At 56.2% G+C, this 19,762-nt stretch carries 18 protein-coding genes; 10 read left to right on the top strand and 8 right to left on the bottom strand.

Translation table 11 applies throughout. The features are described 5' to 3' along the window. Positions 1-30: 30 nt before the first annotated feature. The 8 genes from LA5095_RS16930 (at position 31) to LA5095_RS16895 (ending at position 8,465) form a co-directional block, all read left to right on the top strand. Positions 31-1,167: a substrate-binding domain-containing protein gene (locus LA5095_RS16930; RefSeq protein WP_196877435.1), complete on the top strand. Its 1,137-nt coding sequence runs from the start codon at positions 31-33 to the stop codon at positions 1,165-1,167. A gap of 179 nt (positions 1,168-1,346) precedes the next feature. Then, a complete protein-coding gene (locus LA5095_RS16925) occupies positions 1,347-2,342 on the top strand; it encodes a LacI family DNA-binding transcriptional regulator (protein ID WP_055117974.1) in 996 nt (331 codons plus the stop codon). Between the two features lie 147 nt (positions 2,343-2,489). Next, positions 2,490-3,581 carry an ABC transporter ATP-binding protein gene (locus LA5095_RS16920; protein ID WP_055117062.1) on the top strand — a complete coding sequence of 364 codons (1,092 nt, stop codon included), beginning with the start codon at positions 2,490-2,492 and terminating at the stop codon, positions 3,579-3,581. Between the two features lie 29 nt (positions 3,582-3,610). Beyond that, entirely contained in the window at positions 3,611-4,942 is a 1,332-nt protein-coding gene (locus LA5095_RS16915; protein ID WP_055117060.1) for an extracellular solute-binding protein, read from the top strand. A gap of 64 nt (positions 4,943-5,006) precedes the next feature. Continuing rightward, the gene (locus tag LA5095_RS16910) at positions 5,007-5,930 is read left to right on the top strand and encodes a carbohydrate ABC transporter permease (RefSeq protein ID WP_055117057.1); all 924 of its coding nucleotides are present in this window, start codon (positions 5,007-5,009) and stop codon (positions 5,928-5,930) included. After that, the gene (locus tag LA5095_RS16905; RefSeq protein ID WP_029063215.1) at positions 5,930-6,802 is read left to right on the top strand and encodes a carbohydrate ABC transporter permease; all 873 of its coding nucleotides are present in this window, start codon (positions 5,930-5,932) and stop codon (positions 6,800-6,802) included. The genes LA5095_RS16910 and LA5095_RS16905 overlap by 1 nt, the downstream gene beginning before the upstream one ends. After that, complete coding sequence (locus LA5095_RS16900) at positions 6,799-7,542, top strand: cytochrome b561 domain-containing protein (RefSeq protein WP_199485839.1); 744 nt, start codon at positions 6,799-6,801, stop codon at positions 7,540-7,542. Before LA5095_RS16905 ends, LA5095_RS16900 begins: the two co-directional genes overlap by 4 nt. Beyond that, entirely contained in the window at positions 7,542-8,465 is a 924-nt protein-coding gene (locus tag LA5095_RS16895; protein WP_055117970.1) for an SMP-30/gluconolactonase/LRE family protein, read from the top strand. Before LA5095_RS16900 ends, LA5095_RS16895 begins: the two co-directional genes overlap by 1 nt. 106 nt (positions 8,466-8,571) lie before the next feature. Here LA5095_RS16895 and LA5095_RS16890 read toward each other — a convergent pair whose 3' ends face one another. The 8 genes from LA5095_RS16890 to LA5095_RS16855 form a co-directional block, all read right to left on the bottom strand. Next, positions 8,572-9,477 (bottom strand): DMT family transporter, encoded by a 906-nt coding sequence (locus tag LA5095_RS16890; protein ID WP_055117055.1) that lies wholly within the window; start codon positions 9,475-9,477, stop codon positions 8,572-8,574. Between the two features lie 10 nt (positions 9,478-9,487). Next, on the bottom strand, positions 9,488-10,387 hold the full coding sequence (locus tag LA5095_RS16885) for an NAD(P)-dependent oxidoreductase (protein WP_055117053.1): 900 nt from the start codon (positions 10,385-10,387) through the stop codon (positions 9,488-9,490). A gap of 26 nt (positions 10,388-10,413) precedes the next feature. After that, entirely contained in the window at positions 10,414-11,493 is a 1,080-nt protein-coding gene (locus LA5095_RS16880) for a Gfo/Idh/MocA family protein (RefSeq protein ID WP_055117051.1), read from the bottom strand. 39 nt (positions 11,494-11,532) lie between these two features. After that, the gene (locus LA5095_RS16875; RefSeq protein ID WP_055117050.1) at positions 11,533-12,480 is read right to left on the bottom strand and encodes a phytanoyl-CoA dioxygenase family protein; all 948 of its coding nucleotides are present in this window, start codon (positions 12,478-12,480) and stop codon (positions 11,533-11,535) included. Positions 12,481-12,491: 11 nt separating this feature from the next. After that, positions 12,492-14,120: a TRAP transporter large permease gene (locus tag LA5095_RS16870; RefSeq protein ID WP_055117048.1), complete on the bottom strand. Its 1,629-nt coding sequence runs from the start codon at positions 14,118-14,120 to the stop codon at positions 12,492-12,494. Further along, entirely contained in the window at positions 14,120-14,971 is an 852-nt protein-coding gene (locus tag LA5095_RS16865) for a TRAP transporter small permease subunit (protein WP_055117967.1), read from the bottom strand. The genes LA5095_RS16870 and LA5095_RS16865 overlap by 1 nt, the downstream gene beginning before the upstream one ends. Before the next feature lie 267 nt (positions 14,972-15,238). After that, complete coding sequence (locus tag LA5095_RS16860) at positions 15,239-16,282, bottom strand: TRAP transporter substrate-binding protein (RefSeq protein WP_055117046.1); 1,044 nt, start codon at positions 16,280-16,282, stop codon at positions 15,239-15,241. A 189-nt stretch (positions 16,283-16,471) separates the two neighbouring features. After that, the gene (locus LA5095_RS16855; protein WP_055117965.1) at positions 16,472-17,587 is read right to left on the bottom strand and encodes a mandelate racemase/muconate lactonizing enzyme family protein; all 1,116 of its coding nucleotides are present in this window, start codon (positions 17,585-17,587) and stop codon (positions 16,472-16,474) included. A 319-nt stretch (positions 17,588-17,906) separates the two neighbouring features. On the opposite strand from LA5095_RS16855, the gene LA5095_RS16850 reads away from it, so the two are divergent. Both LA5095_RS16850 and LA5095_RS16845 read left to right on the top strand, forming a co-directional pair. Beyond that, positions 17,907-18,563 (top strand): FCD domain-containing protein, encoded by a 657-nt coding sequence (locus LA5095_RS16850; RefSeq protein WP_235808867.1) that lies wholly within the window; start codon positions 17,907-17,909, stop codon positions 18,561-18,563. 239 nt (positions 18,564-18,802) lie between these two features. Continuing rightward, positions 18,803-19,711, top strand: coding sequence for an NAD(P)-dependent oxidoreductase (locus LA5095_RS16845; RefSeq protein WP_055117044.1), 909 nt, complete (start codon positions 18,803-18,805; stop codon positions 19,709-19,711). Positions 19,712-19,762: the final 51 nt, after the last annotated feature.

The raw sequence follows: 19,762 nt of genomic DNA, 5'->3' as shown, positions 1-19,762 counted from the left end.
GCGGACTTCATCAATAGGGAGGAATTAGTGATGAAACTGCTTAAATCGACGCTTTGCATACTGATGCTTACAGGCACCAGCGCTCTGGCTCAGGGCAATCTGCCCCTGAAAGAGATGCCCGGTCACGCCGACAGGGACTACTGGGTGCCGGGTGAAGTCAATGCCGAAGGAAAACTTGAAGCCCTGCAGGCTGTTGTGGGTGGGGAAGGCGTGGCGTTCTCCGGAACCCAGGACAAGCCGGTTGAGATCGCCCTGATCTATCCGTCCGCCGATACATCGGACTTCTGGGCCCGCAACTATCTTGCGATGACAAAACGCCTCGACGAACTCGGTATCAAGTACAATACCACCGAGTTTGCCAGCCGTCAGATCGAGCACTCGCTGCAATCGACCTACGCCAACCAGGTGCTGCAGGATGGTGACATCTACGACTACGTGATCTTCGGACCTTCGGAGCTTGCCATCCAGGCGGACAATATCGACAAGCTGGCAGGCAATGATGACTTCACGACCTATGTCTGGGCCTTTCATACGCCGCTCAAGGATCTGAAGAACCAGCCTGATGTCTGGTTCGACTTCTCGTCGGCTGCCGGTGCGCTTGTCATGTGCGACTACATGCTGGAGCGTCTTGGAAATGGCATCACGATGGCGATGAACCGCGGTATCCCGGGCATCACCGACAACCAGCGTTCGGGTGACTTCAAGGACTGCGTCATGGAAAAGGGCGACTGGAAAGTCGCCTATGAGCACTATGGCGAATACCAGCGTGAAGGTGGCTATGAGGGTACCAGCCTGATCCTGCAGGCTTATCCGGAAGCAACGATCATCCACAATGCCAACACGGCCATGGCCATGGGCAGTGTTGAGGCACAGGTTGCAGTCGGAAAGGAAAAGGAAGTCTTTTCGACTGGCTGGGGCGGTACCGGACTGGAGCTGGACGCTATTCGCCGCGGCGAACTGGATGCAACGCCAATGCGCATGGGTGATGACGTTGGTGCTGCCACCGCAGAGGCCATCAAGGCGGATCTGGAAAACAGGGCTGATGAATTGCCTCTCGTCTTCCTGGGTCGTATCACAGTCGCTCATGACCAGATGAGCGCGGAAGAACTTGATGCACTTCAGACCGAAGCCTTCCGTTTCTCGGGTGTTGGCGCTCTCGAAAGATAGAAGGGCTTCCTGTCTGAGGCCGTCCATGTGCGGCTTGCACCGTGGACGGATTGACAGACAGTGCTAAAAGAAGCGCTACCGGCATACTTTTCGCCGGTAGCGCGATTTGCTGCCTGCCTGGGCTGTTTGCGAAGGGATCGAATTTGGCCAAGGACGGCGGAAAACAGGGGCCGGTTACAATGCGGGATGTCGCAAAGGCAGCCGGTGTTTCCCGAATGACGGTCTCCCGGGCCCTGCGCAAGGACAGTCCTGTCTCGCTTAGAACGCGGGAGCATATTCTCAAAGTCGTGCGGGAAATGAACTACGTTCCGGATCAGATGGCGGGCAGCCTCACAACCCGGAAGTCCGGTTTTGTCGCCACACTCCTGCCTTCGCTGAACAATCTCCATTTTGCCCTGACCGTACAATCTCTTACCGAAGAGCTTGAGGAAATCGGTTTGCAGATTCTTCTCGGCCACACCGATTACTCCGCAGAGCGTGAAGAAGAAATTCTGGAGACGATGCTCAGACGTCGTCCGGAGGCGATAGTCCTGTCATACGACGGGCATACGGACAGAACTATCGAGCTCATGCGGGACGCGAATGTTCCGGTCATCGAGATATGGGAAACGCCTGCGGATCCGATCGAACACACGGTCGGTTTCTCGAACTTCGACGCAGCGCGGCAGATGACACAGAGACTTATCGATGAAGGCTACAGCCGGATTGCGTTTCTCGGGGAAGGGCAGGACGACTGGACGCGCGGCGCGGCCAGGCGGAACGGGTTTCTCCAGGCGATGCGGGACGCCGGTCTGTCTGCGCACCGGATGATCCGCTATGGTATTCCGCCGCTGACAATCGACAGTGGATCGGAAGCCGTAGCGCAGCTTCTTGCCGACTTTCCGGACACGGATTGTGTGTTTTGCGTGTCGGATGTAGCCGCTTTCGGTGTCCAGAGCCGGCTCATTTCAGAAGGCTACGCCATTCCAGGTGATATCGCTGTTGCCGGCTTCGGGAATTTCGAAGTGTCCAGATATGCTGTGCCGAAACTTTCAACGGTTGTTGTCGATCCGGTCCGGATCGGAAGCGAGACCGGAAAACTGCTCAAGACACTGTTTCGTTCGGACCTGGCGGGTTCGGATCAACCTCGCCATATTCACGTTCCCGCCGAGATAGAATTCAGGCAAAGCACCTGACATCCATTTCCTGAATGAATTTTTGACCTTGAAAGAAAAATTTTCTTGTTATCGATAACATATCTGATAATGTGACCGGTAACATGTATAGTGTGTGACCGGTCACAACAGAGACGTGCGTCAAATCTGGACGCTCCGGGAGGGGAAATGCCGCGTATCCGACTTGAGAACCTCGTAAAGCGCTACGGCGATGTGGAGGTGCTGCACGGGATCAATCTGGATATGGATGAAAACGAGTTCACGGTGCTCGTGGGACCATCCGGCTGTGGTAAATCCACGACGCTGCGGATGATCGCAGGCCTGGAAACCGTTAGCGATGGGGAGATCTTCATCAACGATCGGCCGGTCAGCAATCTGGAACCGAAGGCTCGCGACCTGGCGATGGTGTTTCAGGATTATGCTCTCTATCCGCATATGAACGTTGCCAGAAACATGTCATTTGCACTCCGTCTGCAGCGCAGGCCGAAAAAGGAAATTGATGAGAAGGTTGGCAACGTCGCCGAAATGCTCGGCCTGACAGACTTTCTGCACCGCAAGCCGGGGGAGCTTTCCGGCGGACAGCGGCAGAGGGTTGCGATGGGACGCGCCCTGACCAGGGATGCGGGCACATTCCTGTTCGATGAACCGCTGTCGAACCTTGACGCGAAACTACGCGGCCAGATGCGGGCAGAGCTGGCGCTGATGCGCCAGAAAGTCCGCAAGAACATGATCTACGTGACCCATGACCAGATCGAGGCCATGACACTGGGCGACCGGATCGTGGTGATGCATGGCGGCTATATCCAGCAGCAGGGGACGCCTGAAGAACTGTTCAAGCGGCCCGCGAACAAGTTTGTCGCCGGTTTTCTCGGCTCACCGCCGATGAATTTTCTGGAAGCCGAAATCCAGGATCTCTCGGGACAGCCTGTCGTACGCGGCAAGGGTTTTGAGCTGGCCTTGCCGGCAGAGAAGGCGGCGGCCGCCGCGTCTAAAACCTCGAATGCGGTGACGCTCGGGATCCGGCCATCCGATTTGCACTTCAGTCCCGATGCTTCCGACCAGGAAGCCGTCGATCTGCGGGTGATTGTCTCCGAATACATCGGTGCACAGTCAGTTCTTCTCTGCGATTGCGGCGGTCAGAAAGTCGAGGTCGAGCTGAAGTCCGAAACGCCTATTGCCCTGGGCGAAACATTGAGATTTGCGGTCAACAGGGAGGGCATTCACATGTTCGACCGCGAAACGGAGGTTGCCATCAGGTGATCTGAACCTTGCTGTTAAGGGAGGAATGAATGCTGAAATATCTGAAGTCGACGGTTTGTGCTGTCGCGGGGCTTGCTCTGGGGGCCACGGCCGCCCTTGCCAATCCCTATGAGGAGTTTGCCGGTGAGACGCTGGTTGTCAATTTCCCGGCGCATCCGCATTTCGATGCGGTCATGAAAGTCCTGCCGGAGTTCACCAAGGAAACCGGTATCCGGGTTGAGGTTGATCAGCTTCAGTATCTCAAGATGCGCGAGCGTCAGACCCTCGAACTGACCAAGAACCGTGGCGATTATGACCTGATTGCCTATGTGGTCTTTTCCAAGGCGGACTACGTCTATGCCGACCAGCTGGAAAATCTCGCTCGGTTTTTCATGAACCCGAAGCTGGCCGATCCGAACTATGAGGCTGAAGACCTGATCGACGGATATGTCGCCAATATCGGCGTTGCCGGAGGCAAGAAAGGGTATCTGCCAGGACCAACCGGCTCGCTTTTCGGATTGCCGTTCGGATCCGAGACATCCATCCTGGGATACCGCAAGGATATCTTCGACAAGCACGACCTGAAGGTCCCGGAGACCTATGACGAGCTGCTTGAACTGGTTTGCCTGATCCCCGAACTCGAGCCTGGAATGGGTGGTCTGGCGTCTCGTGCTGCATCGGGCCATCACGCCAGCCATGCGTTTCTCCTTCATCTTGCACCTCTCGGGGGCCGGATTTTCGACGATGAGTGGAAACCGATCGTCAACAACGAAGCCGGTGTCGAAGCTGCCGAAGCGCTCAAGAAAATCGTGAATTGCGGTGCGGAAGGTTCCAAGACCTTCGGCTTCGCGGAAGCCGGTGCATCCTTCCTGCAGGGCAATTCCGCGATGTTCCTCGACTCCACGGTCTTTGCTGGCCAGGTCAACAATCCTGACAAGTCCAAGGTGGTTGGTCTCGTCGAGTGGGCGCCGCATCCGGTTGGTGAACGGGCAGGCTCCCAGACGGGTGGCTTCGGCATCGGTATTCCGAAGAACGCCCAGAACAAGGACGCAGCCTTCCTGCTGATGCAGTGGCTGACGTCGAAAAAAGCGGACAAGCTGATCGCCATGGCTGGCGGAAACCCGTCAAGATATTCGACCCATGCCGATGCCGATGTGAATGAAAAGTTCCCGCATATGGCAACCTTCGGTGAAGCCCTCAAGAATGCTGACCCCGACTGGCGTCCGATCATCCCGGTCTGGGGCAAGATCAATGCGGATCTGGGAACCACCTTGTCCAAGATCATCGTTGAGGACGCGCCGGTTCAAGAGTCCTTGAACGGTGTCGCCGAGCGCACCCAGGCGATCATGGACGATGCCGGGTACTACACCTGGACCCAGTAAGTCCGAACGCTGCCTCGCGGCATTGCCGCGGGGCCTTCCCCAATCTCACTGAAAGCGATCCGCAATGAGCGTTGCGATCAAGGCCAACCGGCTGACCCCATACATGTTTCTTGCGCCCGCAGGGATTATCCTGATCTTCGCGCTGCTCTACCCGATCGGGTACATGATCTATGCGAGTTTCCTGGACTGGAGCCCTAGCCAGAGGATCGGACAGGCGGAATTCATCGGATTTCGCAACTACGTCAATCTTTGGGGGGACGAGGCTTTCCGCGAAAGCTTCTGGGTGACAATTCGTTTTGCCGCAATTGTCGTCACGCTTGAAATGGTGCTGGGCGTTGGTCTGGCCTTGCTGCTGGACCGGAACATCAAGGGCATGGCGATGCTTCGGACGGTTTTCATCCTGCCGATGATGATCGCACCGATCGTTGTCGGCCTGATGTGGCGCTACATGTATCACCCGACCGTCGGTATCTTCAATCGAACGCTCAAAAATTTCGGTTTCGAGGGAATTCCCTGGCTCTCCGACAGCACGTGGTCGTTCATTGCCATTGTGATCGCCGATGTCTGGCAATGGACACCTTTCATTTTCATTCTGGCCCTGGCCGCCATGCAGTCGCTGCCGCGCTCGGCTCTTGAGGCTGCCGAGATCGACGGTGCGAACGAATGGCAGAAGATTGTCATGATCAAGCTGCCCCTGATGATGCCGGTTCTGATCGTCACGCTTTTGTTGCGGCTTATCGATGCGTTCAAGGTGCTGGAAGTTATCCTGGTGCTCACAAACGGTGGGCCAGGCCTTTCAACGGAAATTCTTGCGCTCAGGATTTTCCGTACGGCGCAGGAGTTTCAGGAACTGGGCGAAGCTGCAGCCATGTCCAACCTCCTTCTGATGATGCTGATGGTGTTGACCATCGGAATGTTCGCCTACAGCCGTGTTCAGGAAGCCCGGCTGGCCCGGCAACGTGCCGCTGTTGAAAAGGATGCCGATTGATGGCTGTTCAAAAGGAAACCCAAAACCCGGCTTTCTATGCGTTGATCGTCGCCCTGGTGGTCATGAGCGTTGGTCCGATCGCCCTGATGCTGGCTACATCATTCAAGACGAATGTCGATGTCTATGATGTATCCGTACCGGCATTCTTCTTCTCGCCGACCATCAAGAATTACGAAACAGTCCTTTGTAATTTTCTCTGGTACGAGCCGGCACATGTGGACTACTGCGATCCGACCTTCGGGCGCGCACTCGTCAATTCGCTCATCGTCGGACTGATCTCGACCGGGTTGACCCTGACAATTGGCTGCATGGCTGCCTATGCGCTGGTGCGCTTCCGTTTTATGGGGCGTGGAACGGTCTCGATGACCACTTTGCTGATGCGCATGGTTCCGCCAGCGGTTCTTCTGGTGCCGGTGTTCGGAATCTGGACGTTTCAATACGGGCTTGATCAGACCTACACCGGGATCATTTTGATCTATACGGCGATGAACCTGCCTTTCGTGATCTGGATCCTGCAGAGCTTCATCGTGCAGGTGCCCATACAGCTGGAAGAAGCAGCGCGCATGGACGGGGCCAACCCGTTTCAGGTTTTCTTTCTGGTTGTCTTGCCGATCATCCAGCCGGGTCTTGCTGCCGCTGCAATCTTCACATTCCGCATTGCCTGGAATGAGTTCCTGCTGGCCAACGCCCTGTCCGGCCGATCCACCAGAACGGTGCCGGTCACGATCGTCAATTCGATCACGGAATACGACATCAACTGGGGTGTCATCATGGCGACGGGGATGCTGCTCGCCATTCCGCCGATCCTGTTCACTTTCGTTGCGTCGAAGCAGATCATTACGGGCATGACCGCCGGAGCCGTGAAGGGATGATACTGGAGTGGCTGATATCCCCCCTTGATCCGGCGCGACCGCACGAAGTCGGCATGGCATTGTCATGGCACGCCCGGTTCATGGTTCTCGGATGGGGCGTACTTGCGCCACTAGCAGTCATGATAGCCAGATTTTTCAAGGTTCTCCCTGGTCAGAACTGGCCACGCGACCTGGACAGCACTCTCTGGTGGCGAAGCCACTGGATGACGCAGACACTCGTTCTCGTTCTGTCTGTTGTGGCGCTGACCCTGGTTTTGGTCTCGCCGCAAAACAGCGGGACAGCGGTTGTGCATCGTCTCTTCGGCTACGCCGTCCTTGTCCTGGCCGCAATCCAGGGGCTGTCAGGAATTTTCAGAGGGACGAAGGGTGGTCCGACCGACCCGGATCCCGACGGTTCCCTGCGCGGTGATCATTATGACATGACGCCTCGCCGTCTGCTTTTCGAGCGTTTTCACAAAAGTTGCGGGTACCTGGCACTGGCGCTTATGGTTGGGGCAATCGCGACCGGCTTGTGGAATGCGAACGCGCCCAACTGGATGTGGTTGTTCCTGATTGCCTGGTGGGCTGTTCTGATGAGCTTTTCCGTTTATCTGCAACGGCGGGGATGTGCGGTGGATACCTACCAGGCGATCTGGGGCCCGGACCCGGAGCACCCGGGGAACAGGAAGAAAAAGCAGGGGTGGGGTATGACGAGGCCCGAATTCCCTCAACGGTCATTTGATAAGCAACGGGAAACATGATGTTTGGCGTTTTGGAAGGAACCGGCTTCGAAGTCATTGAGCCGGAATTTGAAGCCTGTTTTGTCGGGCATGCGCGGGTTGAACGCCTGTGGACCGGAGCACGCTGGTCGGAAGGGCCCGCCTGGTTTCCCGCCGGGCGCTACCTGGTCTGGTCGGACATACCGAACAATCGCATAATGCGCTGGGATGAAACCGACGGCTCGGTTTCGGAATACCGGACCGGTTCCAACAATGCCAATGGCAACTCGGTCGATAACCAGGGTCGCCTGGTAACCTGCGAGCATCTGACACGCCGCGTCACGCGTACGGAACATGATGGGTCGATATCGGTGATCGCGTCGCACTGGAACGGCAAGCGCCTGAACTCGCCGAATGACGTGGTTGTCAAATCCGATGGGTCCGTGTGGTTCACGGATCCTTCCTACGGAATTTTGATGGACTATGAAGGAGAGCGGGCAGAAAGCGAAATCGGTGCGTGTCACGTCTATCGAGCCGATCCGGAAACCGGAGATGTCACTGTCGTAGCCAGGGACTTCTACAAGCCGAACGGTCTGGCTTTTTCTGCCGACGAGGAGTGGCTGTTTGTCTCTGATACAGGCATTACGCATGACGAAGACGGTCCTGCCCATATCGAAAAAATCAAGGTCGGCGCTGACGGAAAGTCCCTGGAAAACCGGAGTGTGTTCGCGACCTGCACCAGTGGCATTTTTGATGGTTTCCGGTTTGATTGCGACGGCCGGGTCTGGAGTTCTGCGGCCGATGGCGTGCATTGTCTCAATCCCGATGGCGTCCTTATCGGCAAGGTTCGCATTCCGGAACTGGTCGGCAATGTCTGTTTCGGCGGCCCCAAGCTCAATCGCCTGTTCATCGCCGGCACGAGCTCGCTCTACTCGATCTTCCTGAATGTGAATGGTGTCAAATAGACGGTAGTTCTGACACAAGCTGCCAAAGTCGATCAGGTCCGGGAAACAGAACCCTGCAAGGGTCTTGGAGCAGCCTGTTGCCTTGAGAGACGGTCGGATTTGCGGGCTATTGCGACCGGCGGGTGTAGAGCATTCTTTCGCGGTAAAAGATGATCAATCCGGACAGCACAATGATTGCGGCTCCAGCCACGGTCCATTGATCCGGCAATTGATCGAATACAAGGTAGCTGGAAACCGTCAGATACAGAATGAAGACATAGCCGAATGGCATGAGCAGGTTGGCGGGTGCGAAACTCATGGCATTTGTCAGGAACTGGTGTCCTACCCAGCCCAGAACGCCCAGTCCGACCAGAACACTCCACTGGAATCCGGTTGCAGGGTTCTGCCATTCGGCGATAGCGAACGGTGCCAGTGCAACCGTGCCAACAAGCCCGGTATAGAACTGCATCGTGTCCGGTACGACGACCCCGGCCAGCTTCCGGGTCAGTACCGAATAGAGTGCGAAGCAGAAAGCTGCCGTCAGTGACATGAAAACAGCGACGTGAAATTCGTCATCAAACGGTTTGATGGCGATTGCCACCCCTGCAAATCCGAGGGCAACAGCCGACCAGCGCACCAACCCGACCCGCTCGCGCAACAAGGGCCAGGACAGAACGCAGACCATGATTGGCGCGGAAAACAGAATGGTCGAGGTGAGGGTCAGCGGAAGGTAGCGAAGAGCTGCAAAGTTGAAGACAGTGGATGCGGTCAGAAGGGCTCCCCGCAGCAGAACCAGCCAGATTTTTTCGCAGCGCAACTGTCTGAAGTCGAACTCGCTCGCTGCGAACAGTCCCATGGAAATTACAAAATGCCCGAAATACCGCATGAAGGACAGTTGCAGGGCACCCAGTCCCAGGATGCCCAGCCACTTCGAGCTCGTATCGATGCATGCAAACAGAAGATAGGTGACCAGTATCAGCAGGATGCCGGCAAATGGCTTGTCCTCAATGGCCCTGGATGCAAATCGCGCCATCTCCTTCGGGCTAGTCTTTCTTGCCGGTCTTGAAAAGATCGACGAAGAAATCGACCTGCAAGGGAACAAACTCGTCTCCCCGCCCGGCTGCAATCGACATGTCCAGCGCCTGCTTTGCGCCGTTCGCCATCAGGGAATCAACACCAAGGCTCTCGGCCATGTCGGTATAATATCCCACATCCTTTCGGGCGTTCCTGATCGAAAAGGCGAGCTTGTTCGGATCACCGTCGATCGCATAGGACTTCACAAAGTCCATCATGCCGGAATGGAGTGGACCGGCCGCCATCACATCATAGACTTTCTGGCGGTCGACACCAGATTTGTCGGCCATTGCGAACGCTTCGGCCATGCCGTTGGCGACGGTCTGCGCGAAGAAATTGTTGATCAGCTTTACGGTGTGCCCCGTTCCAAGGTCTCCGAGGTGAAAGACATTTTCGCCGAGGTCCTTCAGGACAGGTTCAACACGCGCATAGGCGTCCGCATTGCCTGAGCACATCAGATTGAGTTTGCCCTCCAGGGCGTGGGAAGGCGTGCGCCCGATCGGACAATCGAGATAGATCGCACCGGCATCTGCAACCGCGGCACCGATGGTCTTGGTAGACGCGGGCAGGGAGGTCCCGAAATCGATGACAATCGCATCCTTTCCAAGGCCGGCAATGACACCGTCCGGACCATACATACGGCTTTCGACCGAGGCGGATGTGTCCATGCAAAGCATGACGATATCGCTCGCCCCTGCTATTTCCCGCGCGGTTTTCACTTCGCTTGCCCCACGCGATACCAGGGCATCAACCCGTTCGCGCGAACGGTTGGCAACCACAGTCACCGTATATCCAAGGTCCAGCAGGCGATTGCACATGGCGGCACCCATAAGTCCGATGCCGATAAATCCGATCTTCGGTTTCGTCATTTCGAAGTTCCTCAACTTTAGATTTTTCAAACTGCGTTTGACGTCGATAATGTTTGATCGACGAAATATGGTTGACCTGTCCGGGCTGCGGTGCGAACCGCCTCCACAAGGCGCAATGCCTCGAGACCATCTCGACCCGAGATCTTGGGCTTGTCCACCTGGCCTCTTATGAGCTGTGCAAAATGAGTGAGTTGTTCGTGCAGCGGGTCGACTTTTGCCGTCTCGATTGTTTCATCTTTCAAGGGGCGGGACCAATCACCTTCGTCACCTTGTGCATCGGTCCAGACACGCAGGCCAGGAAACTCGAAACTGCCGGCCGTGCAGCCGATGCGCCAGGACGAAATGCCGGTTTCCGCGATTGTCGGGTTCTCTCCGCTTGCGCCTTCAAAACTCCAGGGAGAAAGCGCGGCGTCCGTCAGCATAACGGTCGCGATAACTCCACTGGCAAAACGCACAAGGATGGCCGCGCTGTCTTCAACCGTGCTTCCGCGGGCGTGGCTGGAAACCATGGCCTGGACTTCGTCAACAGGTCCGAAGAGACCAAGCATCAGGTCCGCTTCATGAATGAAATTGATCAGAAGCGGGCCGCCGTCACTGTCTCTGCGCCAGGCGCCGGCCTTGAAATAGCTGTCAGGCTTCCGAACCGCCCAGATCAGTGAAGCTGAAATCAGCGGACCAAGCGCCGCTGAGGAAATCATCTCGTTGGCCTTGTCAAACGAGGGATGGTAGCGGCGATGGTGACCAACCAGCAGGGGGAGACCTGCAACCTCGAAAGCGCTGACCAGCTTTTCACCGCTTGCAATTGTTTCGGCGACGGGTTTTTCAACAAGTGTTGCCCAGTTTCGGGCCAGGCAAGTCAGACCGCTCGGCAAGTGATCGGCATTTGGTGTCGCGATGATTGCCGCATCGCAGTCTCCTGCTGGTACGTCTTCGAGACTTGCTGCCCACCGGCACTCCAATTGTTGCGCCATTTCCTGTCTGGCTTCATTCGGATCGACAATCCAGGCCAGGTCGAAATCCTGATGGGAAAAGGCGTGGCGTGCATGGCGCTGACCGACAAGGCCCGCACCGATGACCACAAGGCGTATGGGATCATTCCGGCTCAATTCCCGACTCCAGGCTGGGCAGTTCTTTTCATGCAATGTTCAGGCGCAATAGGGTGCGTCGTTGCCCCAGCGATGCTGCGGAATATGTGTGCTATGTGCCAGGTGATGGCGCGTGTCTTCCCACATTTGTTTCCAGAGGCGCCAATCCTTCAATTCCGACCCCGGGTCGGTTCGCGAACGGGCGACGAATTCCGGAAAATGGCTTCTTCCCGAAGGTTGCCCGGTCACGTGATAACGCAGATCGAATGACCAGCGATAGCTGTCACTCTTGTTGGCAAGCGAACCATGTGGTGTCAACGGATGAAAGATGATGGCGCCACCGGCTTTCACCGGCGCCGGTGTGGCGTTGTCCTTCGGCAGAAACTTCTCGGCGATACCGACCTGGGATCTGGAGCAGTGCGGCAGCATTTTCTCGTAAGCACCTGATGCGACCTGCAAACAACCATTTTCAACTGTAGCATCCGTGATTGCCAGCCAGACGGTGACAAACGTGGTGTCGTCAGCCTCCTGCAGCGTGACACCCTGGTCCTGATGCCAGTCCGTCGCAACGACGTGGGCTCGGCTTTCGGAGGCCGCGACCGCCCGCTGCGGCGGCTTGATACGCACATGCTGGATCGGATTGGAGGAAATCTCCGGTCCGATGAGGGCTTCGACGCAATCCAGGATGTTCCGGTGTGTCGCCATTGCGAAGACGGCCGGACCAAAATGCATGGGCGTTTCGTCCGTGATGCCATCGTGGGGAAGGCTGATATCGAAAGGTTGGTACCAGTCAAAACCGCCTTTGTAGCAATGGTCCAGCTTGTCCCAGAACCCCATATCCGCGCCTGCTTCAGGTACTTTGCCCTCTTGCAGCCAGCCGTCGTAAAGTTCGTCCATCAAGGCACTGTATTCACTGCGGATGTTTTCCAATGCCACGTCGTCCAACAGATTCTCGACGACAAGATAGCCTTGCTTTTGAAACAGATCGATATCGCTTTGTTTCAGCATCTTTCCAGTCCTCAGAGCAGCAGGGTGACGATTGTCGGCCAGATCAGCAGAACTGCGAGCGCGACCAACTGCACCCCTATGAACGGCAGAAAACCGCGGAAAATATCAGTCAGCGAGATATGCGCAGGAGCGACCGACTTCAGATAGAACGCGGCGGGTCCGAATGGTGGCGACAGGAAACTGACCTGCATGTTCATGCAGAACAGGACCCCGAACCAGACTGCGACATGCTGGGGTGACAATGTGCCGATGAATCCGATTTCGTCGATCGGCAGTCTTTTCACGATTGGCAGGAACACCGGAATGATGAGCAACACGATGCCGACCCAGTCCATGAAGGCACCCATGAACAGCAGGATCACCATCATCGTAAGGATCACCAGCATGGACGGCATATCTGCGCCGATGATGAGCTGTGCAATATAAGTTGGACCGCCTGCAAGCGTATACGCACCGGCGAGCGTTGCTGCGCCGATTGTCACCCAGATGATGGTGCCTGTTGAACGCAGCGTGCGCATCATGGAGACCCAGAGCAGGTCAACGGACGCTTCGCCGCGGAAAACGGCAATCAGGAAGACAGCAACCGCACCCATGCCGGCAGCTTCGGTGATCCCGGTGACACCGCCATAGATCGATCCAAGGACGATCCCGATGACCAACAGCGGCGGAACAAGCCCCTTGCCATGTTCCCACCCGGAAGCGGTTCTCTGCCGCCCTGCAACCAGGAATATGAACGCAAGGGCGATCACTGCTATCCCGATAAGCCAGGGGAGGTCACTTGTCATTCCTACAAGGGGAGCTTCGAAACCCTCGACGTTCGGATCGTTCCGCCCCATCACGGTCAGGAACGCAGTCCAGGCGATCAGTACCGCCATGATACCGGTAGCGACCACGCTTACGAATCCGCCGAACATAAGGAGCTTTTCACCACCCTCGGGGTCACCTTCGCGAGGTTCGGGCAGTGGCGCCTGCGATGGGTCCAGCTGGGTCCGGACGATGATGTAAATCATGATGAAACTGGCGAGCATGAACCCCGGAATGAATGCACCGGTGAACAGGGCCTTGATCGATGTTTCCGTGATCAGGCCGTAAATGATCAGGACAATCGATGGCGGGATCATCGTGCCGAGCGAGCCGGACGCACAGATGGTGCCGATTGCGAGGTTCTGATTGTAACCGAGGCGCAGCATCTGGGGCAGGGCGATCAGTCCCAGCAGCACGACCTCGCCACCGATGATGCCGGACATGGCCGCCATCAACACCGCCATTATGGAGGTTACGATGGCAACACCACCGCGCGCCCGGCTCAGCCAGAAATCGAGACTGTCATACATTTGCTTGGCGATGCCGGAGCGCTCCAGAAGCGCTGCCATGAATATGAACAGGGGCACCGAAATCAGGACATATTCTGTCATCAGGTCGAAGATCTTCTGAGTGAGAAGATAAAGAGGACCTGTGCCCGGATTGCTTGTCAGCAGACCCGTGCCGAAACTTGCCGGATCAGTCAGAAGAGTGGGCTCGAACTTCATGATCATGACCAACGCGGCCAATATCGCGGAAGCAAACCCAAGCGGCATGCCTATGCCGAGCAGAAACAGGAGCCCTAAAACCAGGACTATTGAGATCGTGCCGACATCCATTATTTCGCACCCACGCTTTTCTTGATTGCTTCCAGCTCTTCTTCGTCGATGATATCCGGCTCTTCCATTTCCGCAGGTTGCTTGTTCCAGTCGGCAATCAGATTGGCAACGGATTGCAGGGCGACGAGCACGACGACGATGAGGATCATCGGCTGGATCGTTGCAGGGATCGGTGGGTCAAACGCCGTTCCGAACATTTCCCAGCGATGGAACTTGATGCCGAACACCTGATTGTAACTGCCGAAAACCAGCAGGAAGGCGAACAGGCAGATCAGGGCAACCGAAATGATGTCGCAGGCATGGCGCAGCGGTCTCGGCAGGATGTCATAGAGAATGAATATGCGGATGTGACAACGCTGCTGCATCGCGTAAAGGCCCGACAGCAGGAACACGAATCCGGCGATCCAGAGCGTCAGTTCATTGGCCCATTTGGTCGGTGCTTCAATGACATAGCGCAAGAATACCTCGTACAGCATGACCAGTGTCATGATGATGATCAGCAGCATGACAACACGGCCGATGAACAGCGCAAAATAGTCAAATCGCGTGTAGTCAGCGTACTCCATCTGGGCATGAACGACGCTGCGCATACCGACCACCAGCAGGACGGGAAGAAGCAACAGGGCCGCCCAGTCGATGAAATCCATGGTGCCGCCGAACAGGCCAGACATGCCGGAAGACACATCCTTTCGCTCGTGCAGCTCCGTGATCTGAGCGGTCATGCTTTCGTTTTCGTGAGGAAAGAAATCGAGAATATAGGCCGGGCCGTGCCAGATGACCCAACCTGCACAAATAGCGAAGGCGACCGGAATCACCCATTCCCGCAGTCCGCCGGGTTTTTGCTTCGCCATCATTTCCCCCCTGGAGACAGACACCGATGCGCAATCGTTGCCCTGACCATATTGTTTGCCTCGTTCCCATCGACGGCGCGCACAACAGTTGCCACGCTGATTGTGTCTGGGGTGCAATTTTTCTGCGACCTGCCGGTTCAATTGGCAGTTCGCTTTGGCCCCACGTACCGACAGACAATGGAATTCATCTTACACGCCGGATGCGGAGTTGAAAGTGGCGGCAAGAACCGGGTCTTGCCGCCATTTTTTTCATACGAGCGCTATGGCTTACTGCATTGCGCCAAGTTCACGCAGGAAGTCCAGGTGGCTCTGCAGCAGCTCCTTGGATTCGGGGGTTGTCGCGAACTCGACCCAGGAATCCTGAACAGCCTGGCGATAGACGGCAAGATCCTCATCAGACCAGGTGTTCAGCTTGATGCCTTTCTCGCGAAGTTCTTTCGCTGTCTGGGCATTCTTCACTTCGTTGATAGTGGAGTTTTTCAAGCCAAGAGCCTGCATGCCGACTTTCAGGATCGCCTTGTGGTGATCCGGCATGGCTTCCCAGACGTCCTTACGGCAGGCGAGGTGGTCGGCTGGCATCGAGTGGAAACCGGGGTAGTTGGTTTCGGTCGCGATGTCATAGAGGCCGAGGCCGACATTGTTGGTGATGTTGGCGGCGTCTGCGCCGTCAATGATACCTGTTTCGAGCGCTGTGAAGATTTCGTTGAAGTCCATCACGATCGGCGATGCACCGAGCTTTTCGAAGATCAGAGTGATGACGCCTGGAGGTGAACGGAACTTCCAGTTCTTCAGATCGTCAACGCCCTTGAAGGACTTTGTGGAAGACAGGGACTCCGGTCCCGGGATCCACCAGCCGATGAACTCCATGTTGTTGGCGTTGTAGAGCTCGTTCAGCTTGTCGTAACCGCCGCCATGCAGCAGCCAGGCATATTGCTGATAGGGGTTCTGATAGCCACCGGTCAGATCGCCGGCGAACTGGAAGGCCGGGTTTTTACCAGTCTGATAGGCACCACCGGTCATGTCGCAGTCCAGAATGCCGGTCGCTGCCGCATCGAAGGTTTCTGCCGACTTGACAACCGAAGACGCAAAGAACATCTCGATTTCGATTTCACCGTTGGACATGGCGGAAACGTCATCAATGAATTCCTGCGCCATCTGTCCGGAAAGTGTTTCCGTCGAGAAGTGCGTTTGAATGCGCAGTTTGGTCTTGTCGCCATCAGCGGCATTTGCATCGATCGCAGTGCCCATGGACATGGCAAGACCGACTGTCGCGACCCCTGCAAGCATGTTTCTTGTCAGTTTCTTGAGCATACTCTTTATCCTCCCAAGTTGCTCCAAAGGCCGGCAGCCAAAAATAGCGTCCGGCCCAATGCGCTGGTTTTCCAGCCATTTCATCCGCCGCGCCCGTAGGCGATGGCGGATCTTCAGTCCCCTCCGACGTTGTTTCCCCGGGCGGTCACGACAGCAAGGCCTTCTTGCTGCAGTTACACCGCGATCAGGTCAAGCAGCTCCCCGCGTCTCTCTGGACAGCAGGTCTTCTGCTTCCAGTTTCTCCCAGTCGAATGTTACTCCGATGCCCGGCTCGTCCGGTGCAATCGCCAAAGCGTCTCTCACTTCCAGAGGGCGCCTGGTGTAATGTTCGATCGGAAATGAATGAACTTCAAGCCAACCTTTGCTTCCAAGTCCGGCAAGAAGGCTGACATGCAGTTCCTGCATGCCGTGACTGCAAACCGGAACCCCGAATTCGGCGGCCATTTCGGCGACCTGCAGGAAACCGGTAATTCCGCCGCAATTGGAAGCATCAGGCTGTATGAAACCGAGTTTGGACTGCTCCAATGCGTAGCCGAACTCATGAATAGTGTGAAGATTTTCGCCCATGGCGAGCGGAATGCCGATGATTTCGGCGATTGCCGCATAGCCCCGATAGTCGTCCGGAATGGTCGGTTCCTCAAACCAGAAAATGTCATATGGCCTGAATGCATTTGCCGCGGCGACAGCTTCGTCAACGCTCATCGAATAATTGGCATCGACCATGAAGGTGACATCGGGGCCGATCAACTTGCGGACGGCTGCGACCCGCTCGACATCTTGTTCGAGTGTCGGCTGACCGATCTTGATTTTCACACCGTTAAAGCCGCGATCCAGATATCCCTGGATGCTGTCTAGCAGTTTGGGCAGGGAAAATCCCAGATCGATACCGCCGCAATATGCATTGCAGGTCCGCCCCTTGCCTCCAGCGAGTTTCCAAAGCGGCTGATTGGCCGTCTTGCCGCGGATATCCCAAAGGGCGATGTCCACCGCGGAAATCGCGAAAGAGGCTATGCCGCCACGCGCGACATAGTGCACATGCCACTGCATGGCGTCATAAATCGCTTCCACATCGTCAGGAGCTTTTCCAATCAACATGGGTGCGAGGTCGTGACGTATCATGGCGGCGATGGCATGTCCGCCCTTACCGCCCGTATAGGTATAGCCCGTGCCCTCCCGGCCGTCGGCAAGTGTGACAGTCGCCGTAATCAATTCGAAATGGGTATGATCGCCGTGCTTGGCATCCACCAGAATTTCGGCGAGCGGAATGTGAAACAGATTGACGGATACACTGACGATGGTTGTCAAGGTACCCCTCCCAAAGATGCCAAGAACAATTCGATTACAGTTTTTTGGTTCGACCAAGTTGGCTGAGCAGAGCGCGATTTGAAATGTGAGTCAAGGGCATTTGCCGTTCAGTTATCTAAATCGATTTAAATGGCTGGATAAATATCTGTTTTAAAGGGATTTTTCTTGTGAAAATTGGACGAGTTTTTAGAAAAACTTGCCTCAGGCAAGCCTCGCAAGTAGCATCGCTGGTCGAGGCAAACCCCAATTTGGTACAATCAAATTGTCAAATTCCGAAACTCCGGATCAACGAAGCGCAAAACGTGCGGCAGACGCAATCGTGTCTGCTCTGGAGGCGCGCATTACGCGTGGCGAGTTGGAGAACGACAAGCCGCTGCCGCCGGAACGCGACCTCATGGAGGAGTTCGGGACGTCCCGGACGGTCGTTCGCGAAGCTATTTCCGCACTTGCAAACCGCGGCCTCATAGAGCTGCGCCCAAGGTTCAGGCCGATTGTGCGCAAACCGGACTACGGGACGTTGATCAATGCGACGGGAACTATTGTCCGCTACCTGCTGAATGAGCCGTCCGGTGTGCAGAATCTCTATCAAAGCCGGGTGTTTATCGAACGTGGCCTGGTGCGAGACGCGGCGCTGAACGCGACAAAGGAGCATATTTCGGATCTCAAGGCAGCACTTCTTGCCAACAGCAATTCGATCACGAATTCAGAAGAATTCTTCCAGACGGATATCGACTTTCATGGCGTTCTGTACCGGATAAGCGGCAACCCGGTTTTTCCGGCAATGCACAAGGGGTTCACTTCGTGGCTTTCGCCGAACTGGGCGCGCATGAGGAGATCCATTGAACGCAACGAAACGGTCTATTTCGCTCACAAGGAAATTTACGACGCCATACTGGAAAGAGATCCGGCGCGCGCCGAGGCTGCCCTGATCGAGCATTTGCGCGTTGCGTGGGGGTTTGTGGAGGAAACATTCTGAGTGGGCCGTTGTATTCTCGGCTCACATTGACATCGAATTGGCTGCAAAACCGGGCGAGGTTTTTTGCAGGATCTGTGCGAACTGCGACGTGACTGCTGATTGATTAATGGGCAGCGGGTGTCTTCCGGACCCGCCCGGCGGTGGAGGTTTAATCTGCCATCGCTTGAAATCCCGCGCATAGGAGCTGGTGAAACTATCGTTTTGCCAGAGGATCTTGTCGTGCAACCGGAGAAAAATGCATGAAAAAAACGGGTGTTATCGGACTGGGAGACATGGGGTCCGGACTGGCCAAGAACCTGATTGCCAACGGATTTGAAACGAAAGGCTTCGATCTGTCCGGCGAGCGTATGAAAGCGTTTGTCGCCATGGGCGGGACTGCTGCGCAGAACGCGGGCGAAGTGGGCGCCGGAACGGACGCAGTCTACGTGATGGTCATGAACGGCGATCAGGTGAAAGACGTCATTTTTGGTGATGGAGGCTTGTGTCAGACGATGTCACCGGGCAGCGCCATTATCCTGAGCGCGACCATCAAGCCACGGGAGGCCCGTGAAATCGGCGACATGATGGAAGGCTCGGGCCTCCATTTGATCGATACGCCCGTCTCAGGTGGGTTCCCTGGCGCACAGGGTGGAACACTGACGATGATGGCGGCGGCGCCGGCGAGCGTGCTCGATGAGTTCGCCCCGGTCATGGAGGCGGTTTCAGCCAACATTCACCGCGTCGGTACTGCACCCGGCGATGGCCAAACCGTCAAGGCGTGCCTGCAGTCACTGATCGGGTCGCAGTTCTCGGCGACATTCGAGGCTGCGGCTTTGGCCGCCAAGGCGGGTGTGCCAGGGCAAGTGATCCTTGACGTCTTTTCGACATCCTCAGCCGGATGCGGGGTCGTCAACAATGCGCTGCAAAAGATCATCGACCGTCAATTCGAGGGAACGGGCAGCCACATAAACACGATGCACAAGGATCTGACAATCTCGATGAACCTTGGGGAAGAACTTGGGGTACCGTTGCACACCGCGGCGGCAGCGATGCAGGTCTTCCATGCAGGGAAAACCAGGTATCCGAACGGCGACAACTGGATCTGTACCCGGGTCATAGAAGAGATCATCGGGGCTGAACTCCACCGCGAAGAGGCCAAAAAGTCATGAAACTTGGTGTTATCTGCGATGGGATCAGCCGGGACCTGAAGCATGCGCTGA

The sequence above is a fragment of the Roseibium album genome (assembly GCF_001404515.1).
Lineage (GTDB): Bacteria > Pseudomonadota > Alphaproteobacteria > Rhizobiales > Stappiaceae > Roseibium > Roseibium album.
Note: the sequence above shows the minus strand (reverse complement) of the source record. Positions and strands in the feature narration are given on the sequence as shown.